Here is a 16538-nt window from a genome sequence, read left to right as displayed (position 1 = left end):
GCCACGGCACCGCAGGCGATAACCCGTCCTCCGGAAAACCGATAACGCCTTCCCGGAAAACACACGGAACAACGCACAAAACAACGGGAAAAGCGCCGCGCATGTCATGTAACGCAAGTACCCTCGAAATATGACCAACACCGAGAACACCACGCCGCAGGCCCTGTCGGCAGCCGCCGCCAGCCTGCGCCTGTATGACACAGCAACGCATTCCATCACGCCGTTCGAGCCGATCAAGCCCGGCGAGGTGAGCATGTATGTGTGTGGTGCCACGGTGGACAGCTCGCCGCATGTGGGCCATCTGCGCGCCGCGGTGTCTTTCGACGTCATCCGCCGCTGGTTCACGCGCCTGGGGTACAAGGTCACGCTGATCCGCAACGTCACCGACATCGATGACAAGATCCTCGACAAGGCGGCCGCTGCCGGGCAGCGCTGGTGGGCGCGCGCCTACCACTACGAGCGCGAGTTCAGCCACGCCTATGACACGCTCGGCGTCATCCCGCCCACCTACGAACCGCGCGCCACCGGCCATATGAACGACATGATCGCCCTTGTGCAGCGTCTTATCGACCGCGGCCACGCCTATGTGGTTCCGAATGCCGACGGCACGCCAAGCGGCAACGTGTACTTCGACGTGCCGAGCTGGCCGGCCTACGGCGAGCTGACGCACCAGGAGCAGGGCACGAAGGCGGCCGACGAGGACGCCGAGGTGGCCGACCGCATGGGTCCGTCCGTCGACGCGACCGGCCCCGACAAGTACAATCCGGTCAACGACGCCGATGCATCGCCCGACAAGCACGATCCGCGCGATTTCGCGCTGTGGAAGGCGCCGAAGGCTTCCGACCCGGCCGACGCACGCTGGGATGCGCCGTTCGGCGCGGGCCGTCCGGGTTGGCATCTGGAATGCTCCACGATGGCGCATCGCTACCTGGGCGACGAGTTCGACATCCACGGCGGCGGCCTGGACCTGCGCTTCCCGCATCATGAGAACGAGATGGCGCAGTCACGCGCCGCGGGCTGGGGCTTCGCGCACCGCTGGATGCACCTGGCATGGGTGACGGCGAAGGGCGAGAAGATGAGCAAGTCGCTCGGAACCGGCCTATCGATCCAGTCCGTCATGGCGAACCACTCCGCGTGGGTGGTGCGTTACGCGCTGGCTGCGGCGCATTACCGTTCGATGCTCGAGTGGAGCGAGCAGTCGCTTGTCGAGGCGGAGGCGGCGCATGACCGCATCGTGAATTTCGTGACGCGCGCGGGTGCCGCGCTCGGACAGCAGCCGACGCGCGAGGCCGTGCAGGCGCTGGGTGCGGACGAGCTGCCGGCGGAGTTCGCCGACGCCATGAACAACGACATCACGGTGCCGACGGCGCTGGGCGTTGTTTTCAGCACGATTCGCTCGGGCAACTCCAAGCTCGCGGCCTTCGAGGCGGGCGACGAGTCGCTGCGCGGCGAGGTGGCGAACGATGTGCTGACGGTGCGCGCGATGCTCGATGTGTTCGGGCTCGATCCACTGGCCGAGCCGTGGCTGACGCAGAGCGCGGCGGCGGCCGGTGCGTTCGCGCAGGGCACGACGGGCGCGCTGGCCGGTGCCGCCGGCGGCGCCTCGGGCGCGAAGAACGGCGTGACGCCGATGACGGTTCTGGAATCGTTGATCCAAGACAAGCTCATCGAGCGCGAGCAGGCGCGCCGCGAGCGCAACTTCTCCGTGGCCGACGCGATCCGCGACCACCTCAGGGAGCTCGGCGTCACGATCGAGGACAAGCCGCAGGGCCCCTCCACCTGGAAGCTCGAGTAGAGCGGTTCGGCCGGGAAACCAGCCCCCCCCCCGGGAAACCGGGGTCCCATAACGCATAACAGTGGTACGGGTTCCGGACCAAAATCCACGATTTTTCAAGCCAAAATCGTCGAAAATGTCCGCGAACCGTGCCACTGTTATCGAATTCATTCATGCCGGTCCGATTCAATGTCGGCGCCGGAGGGAGCGAAGGCGGAATCAGGGGTCGGGGCGCACCAAACGGCGTATTCATCGTCGCATATCGCATCACGGCGCGCGAGTTCGAGCTTATTGCGCCGCTCGGCCTGCGCGGCGTCACTGACGGTCAGCGGCGCGCAGCCCATCCATCGCGAAATCTCTTCGACGGGCATGCCGGTGTTCTCCGTGGCGCGGAAACGCTCGTCCCACTGCACGGCTTCCTTCTCGCACCGCTTTTTGAAAAGGCCCACGATTCCCAGCTCCGCAAGAAGCACGACGATGTTCCCACCGCCGGCGCTCAGCGCGACGGGAATGTTGACGCCGCTTTTCCTGAATCCGAACCAGCTGCCCGAGCCAGATCCGCCGTGTCCGCCGTGGTACCCGTGGTATCCGTGACCGCCATGGCTGCTGTGACCTCCATGGCCGCCGCCATGTCCGCCACCGTGACCGCCGCGCGCCGGGATGGCGCGGAAGGATCCGTCGGCGCCGATTCCGTCGGTGCTGACATTCGCAGCGGCCACCGAATACACACCGTCCACGGCCGCATCGGGCGCGGACATCGTCGCGGTCGAGCTCCACACGCCGCCCGCAGCAGTCAACAGGAACCCAAACACCAGCATGGAGCCGATCACCGTGCCTATCTGCGACTTCACGGTTTTCTGCATGATGCCCCACAGCTCGGCGCGGTATTCGGGCGCGGTCATCTCCAGAACGCCGTCCTCGCGCCGCTTGTATCCGATGCCCTGCTGCCACTGATGGCCCGGATCGAGCCCGCGCCATTGCGCCATGTGCTTGTCCAGCTTCTCGCGCGGGAACCTCTTGCCGATCATCGAGACATCGCGCAGGTCCGACAGACTCTCGCGCGCATCCTGCTCCATGCCGTGCGTATAGCCCTTCTCCTCATACATACTCGCGCTCGACCGCGCCAGGCTGCGGTCGGGCCTGACGAACAGACCACGGCGGAACCTCACCATCAGGTACACCACAAGCGTGACGAAGAAAAACCATGTCGCGACGGTCACGGGAACGCCGAGACAACGCCCCGCCACCGCAACGGCCGCGATGCCGATCACGGACGCGCACAGCGCGATGGCGTTGGCCCGCCCCACGCAGATATCCTCGTTGCAATCCCTTTCCTCCGGCGTGACCTCGACCATGCCGTTCTCCACGTGGTAAAACACAGACATGCCGCCCAATCTACTCAGATGAAAGGAAGATGGGAGGAAGTCAGGCGGAGGCTGAAAGGAAGCCGAATGAGAAGGAAGCCGAATGAGAAGCCGGGCAGAGGTCCGGCAAGAAGCCGATTGGCAAACCGGCCCCGCACGCCCGACCGCACGCCCACCCTCCGCCCCTGCGCAAAAACGGGCCCGGAACCCCCGCGTTTTCGCCGCAGATTCCACGGTGTGCAATAGACTAGTGGGCTATGGCAGCTTTTAGTTCACTTACCGATCGCCTGACCGGCGCATTCAAGAATCTGCGCTCCAAGGGCAAGCTCTCGGAATCGGATATCGACGGCACGATTCGCGAGATCCGCCGCGCCCTGCTCGACGCCGACGTCTCGCTGGACGTCGTGCGCTCGTTCACGGCGCGCGTACGCGAACGCGCCCTTGGCGCCGAGGTCTCCGAGGCCCTGAACCCCGCGCAGCAAGTCGTCAAAATCGTCAACGAGGAGCTCACCAACATCCTCGGCGCGGGCGTCGACCGTCCGCTGAACTTCGCCAAGCGCCCGCCGACCATCATCATGCTCGCCGGCCTCCAGGGCGCGGGCAAAACCACCCTCGCCGGCAAGCTCGGCTACTGGCTCAAGGACACCGGCCACACGCCGCTTCTCGTGGCCTGCGACCTGCAGCGCCCCAACGCAGTGACGCAGCTGCAGGTGGTCGGCGAACGCGCGGGCGTACCCGTATACGCACCGGAACCCGGCGTGCAGACCGGCAGCTCCGACGTGGTCTCGCCCGGCCAGGCCACCGGCGACCCGGTGAAGGTGGCGCGCGATTCCATCGAATACGCCAAGAGCAAGCTCTACGATGTGGTGATCATCGATACCGCCGGCCGCCTCGGCGTGGACGAGGAGCTCATGAAGCAGGCGCGCGACATCCGCGACGCCGTGCACCCGAACGAGGTGCTGTTCGTCATCGACGCCATGATCGGCCAGGACGCCGTGAACACGGCGAAGGCCTTCGACGAAGGCGTCGACTTCACGGGCGTGGTGCTCTCGAAGCTCGACGGCGACACCCGCGGCGGCGCGGCGCTGTCCGTGGCGAGCGTGACGGGCAAGCCGATTCTCTTCGCTTCGACGGGCGAGGGTCTCAAGGACTTCGAGGTGTTCCACCCGGACCGCATGGCCTCCCGCATCCTCGACATGGGCGACGTGCTCACGCTGATCGAGCAGGCCGAGCGCCAGTTCGATGAGAAGCAGGCGCGCGAGACGATGAACAAGATGTCGGAGGGCGAGTTCGGCTTCGACGACTTCATCCAGCAGCTCGAGCAGCTGCGCAAGCTCGGCTCGATGAAGAAGCTCCTCGGCATGATCCCGGGCATGGCGCAGTACCGCCAGCAGATCGACCAGCTCGACGAGCACGAAATCGACCGCACCGAGGCCATCATCTACTCGATGACGCCCGAGGAGCGCCGCAACCCGTCGATTATCAACGGCTCCCGCCGCGCCCGCATCGCCTACGGCTGCGGCCGCACGGTCAGCGACGTGAACAATCTTCTCGACCGCTTCAATCAGGCCGCGAAGATGATGAAGCGCATGAGCTCCGGCATGAGCGGCATCCCGGGCGTGCCCGGCTACGGCAGCTCGAAGAAGGCCAAGGGCAAGGCCGCGAAGAAGGGCAGGAAGGGCAAGAGCAAGTCCGGGAACCCGATGAAGCGCGAGGCCGAGGAAAAGGCGCTGCGCCAGAGGCTGTCGGGCGGCGCGGGCGCCTCCGGCGGCTCGGCGTTCATGAAGCCGGCGGGCCAGCAGACGCCGGACCTGCAGCAGCTGCAGTCCCAGCTCGGCGACCTGGGTGGCCTCAACGGTATGTTCGGGCGCTGACGCAGGCGCTTCGTGTGCGCGGCGGCGTTTCGCGGCGCGCGCAGGCGCATAACGGCGGCATAGACCTCGCAGGAGGCGCATGCCGCCGTTTTTCTATACGATGGCACCGCTCCGATAGCACCGGCACCACGATTGGCTTGCCGAAGGCACCGGTACCACAGGCCACGGCAGGAAGGAGGCACGGCGATGGCGACGCACCACGATAACCGCAAGGGTTCCGCGAACAACGGCTCGCCCCGCGGCAGCTCCTCCCGCAGCGACTCCTCCCGAGGCGGCTCGCCCCGCAGCGGTTCCTCCCGCGGCAACTCGGCGCATGATGCGAAGCTTCGTGCCGAGGCCACCGAAGACGCGCACAATGTGCTGCTCGCACGCGCCCTGGCGCCGGATGACGACACCGCCCTGACGCACCACACGAAGAACTACGCCAAGAATCACACCGCGGACCGCGCCAAGAACCACAGCGGACAGGACTCATCACACAGTGGCCGGACCATACGCGCCGGCACGTCGCGGAGCCGAGGCGCAAGCCGCGCGTCCGCAAGCCGCGCATCGGCCAAACGCACGTCCGCAGGCCGCACGGCCCCGTCATCGCGCAAGCGCACGGCCTCATCGCGCAAGCGCACGGCACGCGGAAAATCGTCCGCATCATCGTCCGGTACACCAAGGAGGAGTTCCATGCCGCCACTGACCATCATTCTGTGGATTCTTCTCGCGCTTCTGGCGCTGTGGATGGCGATGCGCGCGCTGCCGGCGGGCGCCGACCACGCCTCGCCGACGCAGATCCAGCTCACGGCGCTGACGCCGCTGCTGTGGCTTCCGCTCGCCGTCATCGGCGTCTGGGCCCTGGCACGGCATACGCCCGCGCAGGCCATCGTGGCCATCGTGCTTCTGCTCGTCAACCTGCTGTTCTCGGCCGGCTACGCGGTCAGGCTTCCCGGCGGGCTCAACACGGCGCTCGGGAACCCGGCGCAATCCACAATGTCCACGGCCGACAGATCGGCGGCCCTCGCATTGTGTTCCGGCGCCGATTCCGCAAGCGCCGATTCCGCGGCGCGGTGCGTCACGGTTATGACCGTCAACGCACGCTATGGCAAGGCGGACGCCAGCGCCATCGTGCACGCGGCGAAGCAATACGATGTCGACGTGCTGGCCATCCAGGAGGTGTACGGAGACCTGAAGTCGCGCCTCGACGAGGAGGGCCTCGGCGAGGTGTTCCCCCACTGTGTGCTCGGCGCACAGTCCGATGCCGACAACGGCGGTGTGAATGCCATCTGCAGCCGGGCCGAGCCCGTCGCGACGACGGACGATGCCGTCGATGCGAAGGCCGCGCATGTGCCGGCCGTGACGCTTGCCATCGACGGCGTGAACGTGACCTTCGTCAGCGCGCACGTGGCCTCGCCGCACCGGGGCGCCGACCGATGGGGCGACGGCCTCGCCGCGCTCACCCGCCTCGGCACGCCCTCGGGCGCGGGCGCGCCGGACCCGGTGGTGCTGATGGGCGACCTCAACGCGAATCTCAGCCATGCGTCGTACCGCGCCATGCTGCGAAACGGCGGGTTCAGCGATGTCTCGTACGAGATGCACGGCGGGGCGCATCTGTCGTTCCCGGCATCGTGGTCCTTCGTGCCGTCGCTGCTCGAGCTCGACCATGTGGTGCATACGCAGGGCGTGACCGGGCTCGATATGCGCACGCTGTCGATTCCGCGCACCGACCACAAGGCCCAGATCGCCACGCTGCGCATCGACGGCGCGGCGTGAGCGGAGCGACGCGGCGAATCGTAATCGGGACGACACAGGAACAGCTCGCACCGTCGGAGCGTCGGGTGGCGAAAATCCACCGCAACCCCTATAATTCCATCTGTTATCCGTGCGTCCGGAGCCCTCTATACCGAGCGCATGGGAGCAACGCGACCAGACGTCGCCGTGCCCCACACAGCGGTGTCTGCGAGCAAATCCACATTAAAGGAGAGCCATTTTGGCAACCAAGATTCGTCTGCAGCGTTTCGGCAAGAAGTTCTACGCGTTCTACCGCGTTGTGGTGATTGATTCCCGCAAGCAGCGCGACGGCCGTGCCATCGAGACCATCGGTACCTACGACCCGAACACGCAGCCTTCCACGATCAAGATCGACTCCGAGCGCGCGCAGTACTGGCTTGGCGTCGGCGCACAGCCGTCCGACCCCGTGTTCAAGCTCCTCAACATCACCGGTGACTGGCAGAAGTACAAGGGCCTGCCCGGTGCCGAGGGCACGCTGAAGACCGTTGAGGAAGGTCCGGATGCTGCCGCTCGTGTTCAGGCCGAGGAGAACAAGGCCCAGAAGCTGAAGGCCGCCAAGGCCGAGGCGAAGGCCAAGGCTGATGCCGAGGCCGCCGCTGCCGCTGAGGCCGCCGAGACCGAGGCTTCCGAGGAAGCCACCGAAGAGAAGGCTGAGTAATCATGCTTGCTGAAGCTGTCGAACATCTGATTCGCAACATCGTCGACTTTCCGGATGATGTGTCCGTGAAGTCTCACGAGAACGCGCGCGGCGAACTTCTGCGCGTGCGCGTGAATCCCGAGGATATCGGCCGCGTGATCGGCCGCGGCGGGCGCACCGCGAATTCCATTCGCACCGTCGCCCAGGCGCTGTCCGATCACAAGATCCGCGTCGATATCATGGATGTTCGCCGCTAAGGCACTTCGCTTCAACCCCGGCCCCGCGCCGGGGTTTTCTTTTATTCGTTGGGCGGGTGCCACCACACCCGCCGAAGCCCATCTCGACGGGAAAATCGTCGAAAACCAACCCAAAACCGCCTTAAGCGGGTGCCGCCACACCCGCCGAACGTCAAACCGACCTGGCAACGCCTCCGGACCGGTTCAAGCCACGCGGGGTGGGGAGGCTCCTGTATTCTGTAGGGCGAAACGTTCCGCCGAGTGGAACGATCGGTTTTGCCAGCGTAAGGAGACGGGTATGGCGGGCAAGCGCAGGAATTCACATGATTCGCGGGACGCACAATCGCAGGCCGCGCCGGCATCCAGGGCCGCATCCACCAACGCCGCCGCCAACTCAAGCGCCGCCGCCAACTCAAACACCCCCACTCCCGACTCCACCCCCGCCCCGGAGATGTTCCGCGTGTGCCGCATCGGACGAGCACAGGGACTGAAGGGCGAGGTGAACGTCACCGTGTTCACCGACGAGCCGGAGCGCCGCTTCGCGCCGGGCTCGGTGCTCTACGACGCCGCAGGGAACGAATTCACGGTCGAGCGGTCGCGCACGTTCCGCGAGCGCTGGATCGTGCTGTTCAGGAACGTCACCGACCGCAACGCCTCGGAGGCCCTCAACGGCACCGAGCTGTTCTGCCCGGCCGATTCCGAGGAGGAGATGGAGGCCGAGGACGCCTGGTATCCCGACGATCTCATCGGCCTCGACGTGTATGTGGGAGACAGCATGGAGACCGCGCGAAAAATCGGCACGGTCGACGATGTTCTCGACTCTCCCGCCCAGTTCCTGCTCGAGGTACTCGAGGACGCCGACGGCAAGCGCGCGCTCGTGCCCTTCGTCGAGCAAATCGTGCCCGAGATCGACCTCGAGAACAATATCGTGCGCCTGACGCCGCCCGACGGCCTCCTATAAGCCGCCGGCCGCGTGCGGGCGTGCGCAACCCGCGCACGCCCGCACCTCACGTAACCCGCGCAACCCGCGCCGCGCGCACCATCCTCAGTCCGCGAAGCCCTGCTTCACCTCGTGGCTGTGCAGCGCCTTCTTCAGCGGCGCGTCACTCGTCGCGCCCTGGGCGATCTGGTCGGTGAAACCCGCCACCGGCTTCGAGGCATCGCGCAGATCGTAGTACTCGTGCACGGTCGCGTCGAAGTCCTTGAACTGCGCCAGCACATCCGGCGTCTCGTCATCCGCGGGGTATGCGTTGTCGAAGAACTGCAGCTCGCGCGGCATACGCGGCTTGAGCTGCGGCTGCTGTGCGGGGTGTCCCAGCGCGAGGCCCAGCACGGGGAAGGTGTGCTCGGGCAGGTGCAGCAGGTCGATGAGCTCGTCGATGTTATTGAGCAGCGAACCGAGGATCACACCGCCGAGCCCCAGGGATTCCGCGGCGGTTTCCATGGCATGCAGCGCCAGAACCGCGTCGTTCTGCGCCTGTGCGAGCATGAAGCTCGTGCCGTAGGTGATGTCGCTCTCCGCCACGCCCTTGGCCTCGGCGATGCGGTAGTTGCGATGCTGGTCTGCGATGAACACGTACAGCAGCGGCGCCGTGGCGACATACGGCTGGCGCGCCACCTCGGCGAGCTTCTGCTTAAGGTCTTCGTCGGTGATGCGGATGGCGGACCACGCGTTGTAGAACTGCGACGTGGCGGCGCGCTGGGCGGCGGCCTCGATGGCGTCGACGTCCTGTGCGCTCACGGGTTCGTCGGTGAACGCGCGGATGCTGCGGCGGTTGAGCAGCACGTCCAGCGTGCCGTTGCGGGATGCGATCTCGTCATGTGTGCCGTATGCCGAATCGGGGGCGGCTTCATTGGGCGCGGTGTTATTCACAGTGTTCATGAATCATTCGTATCAAATGAATTTGCGCTTCCACCACTGAATTTCGCACAGGGCTGATTCCACGCATCTGCCAAGCGTCCCGCACAAATCGGGCGGATTCCACGATCTATGCCCGCCCGCGTCAATCAGCGGGAGTGCCGCCGATTACATACCATGCGCCTTCGCGCGTCACGCGGTGCTTGCGGCGCCAGAACGACATGGCGAGATAGCCCATCGTGAATCCTATGGCGTTCGCCATCATGTCATCGATATCGCACACACCCAGATGGAACGCATACTGGCCGGCTTCCATCGCAACGATTGCCGCTGCCGCCGTTGCATATGCAATGCCGACACGGTGAAGGGAATATGCCATGATTCCGACGGGAACGAACACCAGGATGTTGAAGAGCACGACGGCAGGCGAAACCTGCAACTGAGCGATGATATTACCTGGGTTGAAGTTGACTCCCTGCACTCCTCGGCTCTTGAGCATGATTGCGGCAACGGCGGCAATCACATAGAGCCAGCTCAACGCCGTGATGAAGGCAACGTTCACACGCCGGTTTGTGCATTGGAATACCACGAGCGCGCACGTCAACGCACAGACGCTGATGATGGCAAGCATCACAAAGGGATTGCTCACAATCATGGTAAGCCGGTATCCCAGCATCAAGGGAAGATAGCGGTCGCCGACAGGAACCAGCAGGAACCAGAAAAACCACCAAGCGACCACGAACGCCACAACGCCAGCCGCCCATGGCTTCCATCGAGGAAGGGCCTTGTAATCATGGCCATCAGAATTGTCGGATACGATTTTCCCCATGAGATTTCTCTTTTCTCTTCTCTTATACTGTAGCAATTGTCTCCCCGATACCCCGTTTCCAACATGAAGGATCGCTGAACGATGCACGGATTCGCAGACATCGGCCCCACGCCTTCCGCGCCTTTCCACAACCCTGCGGCATAATGGAGGCATGCGCATCATCTCAGGTCGATTCAAAGGGCAGGAAATCGCCGCGCCGCACACCGGCACGCGCCCCACCACGGACCGCACGAAGGAAGCCATCTTCTCGCATCTGGAATCGTGGGGCCTTCTCGACGGCACCCGCGTGCTCGACCTCTTCGCCGGCACCGGCGCCCTGGGGCTGGAGGCGCTGAGCCGCGGCGCCCGCGCGCTGGTCAGCATCGAGGCCGCCGGGCCGGCCGCCTCCTCCATCGGCAAGACGCTGCAGGGTCTGAAGCGCTCGAAGGCCTGGGACGGCTCGTGCACCGCGCGCGTGGTGCGCGGCAAGGCGGAGAAATTCGTCGAGACCTTCCCCGAAGGCGGCGAGGCGTTCGATGTGGTGTTCATCGACCCGCCCTACGCCTACGAGACCGCCGATTGCGAGGCGCTGCTCGCGGGGCTGGTGCGCCGCGGCATGGTGGCGCCGGACGGCGAGATCGTGCTCGAGCGCTCCGGCCGCTCGCAGCCGGCCGCCGCGCCCGCCGGCTGGCATGTGTCGGCCAGCAAGAAATACGGCGAGACGACGGTTTTCTATATCGATCGCGATGCCGATGACGGCGATGAAACCAGCACCGCTACCGATACTGCCGAACAGAGCACCGCAGAATTCTGACGCCTCTACAGCCTGCGCGGATTGCGGCCGCTGACCTCCCAGCCGAGCGCGATGAGGGTTTTGCGGTCGGCCTTGCTCAGCGCCGTGCAGTCGAGCTTCTCGATGAGGTCGGGGCGGATATCCGCCGTGCGGGCGAGCGCCTGGTCGCGGCGGTAGCGGTCCACCTTGCCGTGGTCGCCGCTGGTGAGCACCTCGGGTACCGAGATGCCGCGCCATGTGGTGGGACGCGTGTACTGCAGGTGTTCGAGAAGCGCGTTGCTTCCCGTATACGATTCCTCCACGATGGAGTCGGGGTTGCCCATGAAGCCGGGCAGCAGGCGGGTGATGGCCTCAAGCATGACGGATACCGCCACTTCCCCGCCGTTGAGCACATAGTCGCCGATCGAGTATTCGCGCACGTCCACGCCGCGCGCTTTGTAATAGCGCGGCACTCGGGCATCGTAGCCCTCGTACCGGCCGCAGCCGAACACAAGATGGCCGGCGTGGCTCAGCTGCGTCGCGTCGCGCTGGGTGAACAACGGCGCGGACGGATTGGGGAAGATGAGCACGGTGTCGGAGTCGGCGGCGGGCGCAGCGGATTCGGCGGCGGGCGCGGGCTCGGAAACGGATTCGGAGACGACGGCATCGTCGGGCCTTGCCGCGTCATCCGCACCTTTTGCGGTGCCCTCGTCAATCGTGGCCTCGTCAATCGCACCATCGCTCACCACGGGCTCGTCCCACAGCTCCGCGGTCGGATCGACCTGCGGCATATCCACGGGCTCCAGGCCCAGCAGCTCGTCCAGGCATTCCGCCCAGACCGCCGGCTTCATCACCATGCCCGCGCCACCGCCGACCGGAGTATCGTCCACCGAATGGTGCACGTCGTGGGTCCAATCGCGCAGGTTATGGGCGCGCACCTCCACGAGCCCCTTGCTCTGGGCCTTACCCAGCAGGCTCAGGTCAAGCACGGAAAAATACTCGGGGAACACGGAGACGATATCGATAAGCACGCTACAACTCTACGGAATCCCCTCGAACAGCGGCTCCGCCACCTCCCCAACCACCACAACCACCCACCTTTGCGGCCATCCGACCGCAAAAGTCGACAGATACAACGCACAACCACCTCCCCAACCACCACAACCGCCCACTATTGCGGCCAAAACACCGCAAAACTCAGCCGATAGCAACAACCGCCACCGACACCCTCTCCCCCAACCACCGCAATCGTAGACTTTTGCTACCAAACCACCGCAAAACTCAGCCGATACAACACACAGCCACCGACAACCTTCCCCCAACCACCACAACCGCCCACTATTGCGGCCATCCGACCGCAAAACTCACCCGATACAACAACCGCCACCGACACCCTCTCCCCCAACCACCGCAATCGTAGACTTTTGCTACCAAACCACCGCAAAAGTCACCCAATACGGACCACAGCCATCGGCACCCTCTCCCCAACCACCGTATCCACCGACCTTTGCGGCCATCCGACCGCAAAAGTCGACAGATACAACGCACAACCACCTCCCCAACCACCACAACCGCCCACTATTGCGGCCAAATCACCGCAAAAGTCAGCAGATAGCGTCGACGGAGGCGGGGCGGGAGGCGCTGCGCAGCGTGGCGGAGAGGCGGAGAGGAGAAGGAGCGAGAAGCGCAGCGGGGCGGGGCCGGGGCGGGAGGCGCTGCGCAGCGCGACGGCGCAGCGCGCAACGCAACGCGGCGGCGGCCTGCGCGCGCGACGGAAATCGTCGATCTCAGGCGGCATCCGCCTCCGTCGAGCGCATGAAGTCGAGCACGGCCCCCGCCAACTGCACATTGCCGCGCAGCGTCGGATCCTTTTCAATCACCGCCTGGGCATCGGCGCGCGCCTGCTCGATCACATCCGCGTCCGCCACCACGCGCAGCAGCTTAAGCGAGCTGCGCTTGCCGGACTGCACGTCGCCCAGCACGTCGCCGGCTCCACGCAGCTCCAGATCGGCGCGCGCGATTTCGGCGCCGTCGGTGGAGGAACGGATCACCTCAAGCCGTTCCGCACCCAGCGACCCCTCGGCCGCCCGCGTCACGAAGAACGCCCAGCTTTTCATCCCGCCGCGGCCGACGCGCCCACGCAGCTGGTGCAGCTGGCTCAGTCCGTAATGCTCGGCGTCGAAAATCACGATATTCGTGGCCTGCGGCACGTCCACGCCCACCTCGATCACGGTGGTCGCCACCAGCACCTGCACCTGGCCCGACGAGAAGCGTTCCATCACATCGTGTTTCGTCTCATCGTCATCACGGCCGGTCAGCGTGACGAAAGCCACGCCGCGGAACTGCGGCAGCGCGGCGAGCCGCTGGCTCATCTGCTCAACCGAATGCAGCGGCGGCGCTGGCTGCGCGTCGTCCGGCACGCCGTCGCCGTCGAGATCGGCCTCGGGCGCCACGGGGGCGGCGTCGTAGCCCTCGTCGAAGGAATCCGCGTCGTCCTCGTCGATGCGCGCGCAGACCACATACGCGCGCTCGTCCTCGTCGAGACGCTTGCGGATATGCACGAACATCTGGCCCATCGTGGAGCTGTCGGCCTCGTTAACCACCACCGACGTGATGGGCTTGCGGCCGCCCGGCAGCTCGGTGAGCCACGAGATATCGAGGTTGCCGAACCACGTCATGGCCGCGGTGCGCGGAATCGGCGTGGCCGTCATGACGAGCATATGCGGCACGGGGCCGTCGCCCTCGAACAGCGCCTGGCGCTGGTCCACGCCGAAGCGGTGCTGCTCGTCGATCACCACGAGCGCGAGGTTCGGCGCCTGGAAGGATTTGGAGAACGCGGCATGCGTGGCGACGACGATGCACGATTCCCCGCTCGCAGCCGTCGCCAGAACCTTGCGGCGCTGCGCGAGTTTGAGCCCGCCCGTCAGCAGCATGATGGGCAGCCCCTCCGCCTCGGGCAGTCCTCCCACCTGACGACGGATGCTCTCGTAATGCTGCTCGGCCAGCACCTGGGTGGGCGCGATGAGCACGGCCTGGTGGCCGCATTCCACGGCGCGCAGCATCGCGGCTATCGCCACCACCGTCTTGCCCGAGCCGACCTCGCCCTGCACAAGGCGCTGCATCGGCCAGTCGTGGGACATATCGTCGGTGATCTGCGCGATGACGTCCTTCTGTCCCTGTGTGAGTTCGAAGGGCAGCGAGCCGATGTAGGCGTGCAGAAGGCCGGCGGGTGCGGTGGGCGTGGAGGCTCCGGCGGGCGAAGAGGGTGTGGTGTGCGCGGCACCACCCTCAACCTCCGGCGAAGCGCAAGGGTAAGCGCGGTGCGTGTGGGAGTCAGCGCGTTCGCGCAGCATGGCGGTTTGCGAGACGAAGGCCTCCTCGTAGCGCAGCGTGGCGATGCCTTGCGCGAATTCCTCGGGGGTGGAGGGGTTGTGGATGGCGCAGAAGGCTTCGGCGCGGTGCATGAGGCCGCGCTCCTGGCGAAGGTCGTCGGGTACGATGTCGGGAATCTGCGCGGCGATGCGCGCCGGATCGACGATGGTCGGCTCGGGCGGGGCGATGGATTCCGCCGCGTCGCGGGCGGAGGCGGATTGCGTGGCAGATTGCGCAGCGACGGAGGCGGTGGCATCGTGGACCGCCCCGTCCTGCGCGCCCTGCATATTCAGCATCTGCAGAATCGCGAGGATCGCATCGTGGATATGCTGCGACGATATGCGCGAACTGGCATGGTAGACGGGCTGCGGGCGCGACACGCGCGCGAGCGCCGCCTCGACGCTCGGCGCGTCCGCATGCGGCGCGGAAGCCGACGACCGGGACGATGGGGAGACCGGCATGTCGGGGATGAGGGCGGAGGAATCGTGGTGTTCGACAACCATGACCTGCGGATGCGTGAACTGCACGGCGCCGTTGTATTCGCTGGCGTCGCCGCTGACCACGATAAGCGCGCCTTCCTGGAGACGGCCGTGGAGCCAGTCGATGTAATGGCGCTTGTAGGAGAAGAAGACGAGCGTCGCCGTGCCGCCGCGGCGCACGCCGGGCAGAGCGGAATCCGCGACCGTCACGAGGGCGCGCGAGCCGCCGCGCGACATGGGGTACACCGCGAAGCGCTGGACGATGGCGGGGAACGCCACCTTCTCGCCCACGCGGATATCCGCGATGCTGCCCACGCGCACCGCGGGCGTGACGCGGAACGGGAAATACTCCAGCGCGTCGCGCACGGTGACGACGCCCAACGATTTCAACGCGCTGGCGCGGCGCTTGTTGCTCATCAGCGACGAGACCTCGGTGTCCAGTGTGACGCGCATACGATCCTCCTTGCATTCGGTGGTTCCACCTTAGCCGCCCGGCGCGAACGGGGCGGGGCGACGCGACCTCGTTCAGTGCACACGAACGCTTACACCGAACGGCTACCGGGGCACTCGAAGATGGCCGGCGAGGAAAAATCGTGGCTCATGGCGAAGAATCCTCACCACCAGCCACCATTCCCGGCCCCAAACCACCCGACACCGGGAAAATCGTGACTCATGGCGAAGAAACCTCACCACGAACACCCCACGGACACCCCAAACCACCAACCCGGCCACGAAAACAACCCTCATGGCGAAGAATCCTCACCATGGAACATGGTTACGCCTGAATCATTGCCATCCGAAATCGGCAAGAGCGAATTTTCACAAGGTCTTTCCCATGAAACAACCTCTCGATTCCTTGTGAGAATCGAAAATCCGCTTATAATTTCAAGTGAGATTTCTGAATTTCCCTCTTCTTCCCATCGTCTCGCAACGCGGCGATACATACCATCCATCAACTTTTCTTGGAATCTCTATACCTATGATTCCACTTCATATGAATTGGGAGAATCAGAAAAGAAAGAGAGAACAACATGAAGCGCACAAGAGAAGTGCTGTCAGCGTTGACAACCATCATTCTCATGATGACAGTAGCTTTCTGCATGCCGGACACAGCACGGGCAAGTGAAATTACGGACAGCGGTGGGAATGTCGGTGTCAGCACACAGTGTCCCGAGCAACCAGAAACTCGCGGCACAACACGTCCATCAAACATTTGGGAGATAGACAAGAGTGGCGCGTACAATTTCTCCGGTACCACTTACGGTTTCCAGGATCTTTACACCAATTGGCGATTCAAGGGGGTCAACAAATACCGCGTTTGGGTTAACAACCTGAGCAATAACACGATTACTGTTCAAGCTCGTTCTTTCTTCATTCTCTATAAGAAATTCGATGTACCCGCCGGTACTAATACCATGACCACTTTTGACATGAATCCGAGCACTCATTTCTATCTGCAATTCAGCGGAATGTACATCACATTCAGCGGAACTATCAGCCAGGCATAGCCCTTCGCTTTAATTCATAGGCGCTCGGAATTGTCCCCCGAGCGCCTACCTTTGTAACCACCCAACCACCAATCGAGGAA

General features: G+C 64.7%; 14 protein-coding genes. 8 read left to right on the top strand and 6 right to left on the bottom strand.

Translation table 11 applies throughout. From position 1 onward, the window contains the following. Nucleotides 1-130 precede the first annotated feature (130 nt). Nucleotides 131-1795 (top strand): cysteine--tRNA ligase, encoded by a 1665-nt coding sequence (gene cysS / locus PSRA_RS02915; RefSeq protein WP_094660407.1) that lies wholly within the window; start codon nt 131-133, stop codon nt 1793-1795. Between the two features lie 146 nt (nt 1796-1941). Here cysS and PSRA_RS02910 read toward each other — a convergent pair whose 3' ends face one another. Next, the gene (locus PSRA_RS02910) at nt 1942-3159 is read right to left on the bottom strand and encodes a hypothetical protein (RefSeq protein WP_143516309.1); all 1218 of its coding nucleotides are present in this window, start codon (nt 3157-3159) and stop codon (nt 1942-1944) included. A gap of 236 nt (nt 3160-3395) precedes the next feature. Between PSRA_RS02910 and ffh the strand changes: the two genes are divergently transcribed. The 5 genes from ffh (at nt 3396) to rimM (ending at nt 8622) form a co-directional block, all read left to right on the top strand. Beyond that, nucleotides 3396-5012 carry a signal recognition particle protein gene (ffh, locus tag PSRA_RS02905; RefSeq protein ID WP_094660405.1) on the top strand — a complete coding sequence of 539 codons (1617 nt, stop codon included), beginning with the start codon at nt 3396-3398 and terminating at the stop codon, nt 5010-5012. A gap of 186 nt (nt 5013-5198) precedes the next feature. Beyond that, nucleotides 5199-6770, top strand: coding sequence for an endonuclease/exonuclease/phosphatase family protein (locus PSRA_RS02900; RefSeq protein ID WP_094660404.1), 1572 nt, complete (start codon nt 5199-5201; stop codon nt 6768-6770). 217 nt (nt 6771-6987) lie between these two features. Further along, complete coding sequence (gene rpsP / locus PSRA_RS02895) at nt 6988-7446, top strand: 30S ribosomal protein S16 (RefSeq protein WP_094660403.1); 459 nt, start codon at nt 6988-6990, stop codon at nt 7444-7446. Nucleotides 7447-7448: 2 nt separating this feature from the next. Then, nucleotides 7449-7682 (top strand): RNA-binding protein, encoded by a 234-nt coding sequence (locus PSRA_RS02890; protein WP_094660402.1) that lies wholly within the window; start codon nt 7449-7451, stop codon nt 7680-7682. Between the two features lie 430 nt (nt 7683-8112). After that, nucleotides 8113-8622: a ribosome maturation factor RimM gene (gene rimM / locus PSRA_RS02885; RefSeq protein WP_094660475.1), complete on the top strand. Its 510-nt coding sequence runs from the start codon at nt 8113-8115 to the stop codon at nt 8620-8622. A gap of 84 nt (nt 8623-8706) precedes the next feature. On the opposite strand, the gene PSRA_RS02880 is transcribed toward rimM, so the two are convergent. Beyond that, entirely contained in the window at nt 8707-9543 is an 837-nt protein-coding gene (locus PSRA_RS02880) for a nitroreductase family protein (protein WP_094660401.1), read from the bottom strand. 121 nt (nt 9544-9664) lie between these two features. Continuing rightward, nucleotides 9665-10348 (bottom strand): VanZ family protein, encoded by a 684-nt coding sequence (locus PSRA_RS02875; RefSeq protein ID WP_158216300.1) that lies wholly within the window; start codon nt 10346-10348, stop codon nt 9665-9667. Nucleotides 10349-10481: 133 nt separating this feature from the next. Here PSRA_RS02875 and rsmD point away from each other — a divergent pair, with 133 nt between their 5' ends. Further along, a complete protein-coding gene (rsmD, locus tag PSRA_RS02870; protein WP_275542330.1) occupies nt 10482-11141 on the top strand; it encodes a 16S rRNA (guanine(966)-N(2))-methyltransferase RsmD in 660 nt (219 codons plus the stop codon). Between the two features lie 5 nt (nt 11142-11146). On the opposite strand, the gene trmD is transcribed toward rsmD, so the two are convergent. The 3 genes from trmD to PSRA_RS09110 all read right to left on the bottom strand — a co-directional run bounded on the left by trmD (nt 11147) and on the right by PSRA_RS09110 (nt 15903). Then, nucleotides 11147-12130: a tRNA (guanosine(37)-N1)-methyltransferase TrmD gene (gene trmD, locus PSRA_RS02865; protein ID WP_094660399.1), complete on the bottom strand. Its 984-nt coding sequence runs from the start codon at nt 12128-12130 to the stop codon at nt 11147-11149. A 756-nt stretch (nt 12131-12886) separates the two neighbouring features. Continuing rightward, the gene (locus PSRA_RS02860) at nt 12887-15403 is read right to left on the bottom strand and encodes an ATP-dependent DNA helicase RecG (RefSeq protein WP_094660398.1); all 2517 of its coding nucleotides are present in this window, start codon (nt 15401-15403) and stop codon (nt 12887-12889) included. Nucleotides 15404-15693: 290 nt separating this feature from the next. Continuing rightward, nucleotides 15694-15903, bottom strand: a complete 210-nt coding sequence (locus PSRA_RS09110; protein WP_143516308.1) for a hypothetical protein — start codon at nt 15901-15903, stop codon at nt 15694-15696. Nucleotides 15904-15981: 78 nt separating this feature from the next. On the opposite strand from PSRA_RS09110, the gene PSRA_RS02855 reads away from it, so the two are divergent. Continuing rightward, nucleotides 15982-16458 (top strand): hypothetical protein, encoded by a 477-nt coding sequence (locus PSRA_RS02855; RefSeq protein ID WP_094660397.1) that lies wholly within the window; start codon nt 15982-15984, stop codon nt 16456-16458. Nucleotides 16459-16538 lie beyond the last annotated feature (80 nt).

The organism is Pseudoscardovia radai, from assembly GCF_002259605.1.
Lineage (GTDB): Bacteria > Actinomycetota > Actinomycetes > Actinomycetales > Bifidobacteriaceae > Pseudoscardovia > Pseudoscardovia radai.
Note: the sequence above shows the minus strand (reverse complement) of the source record. Positions and strands in the feature narration are given on the sequence as shown.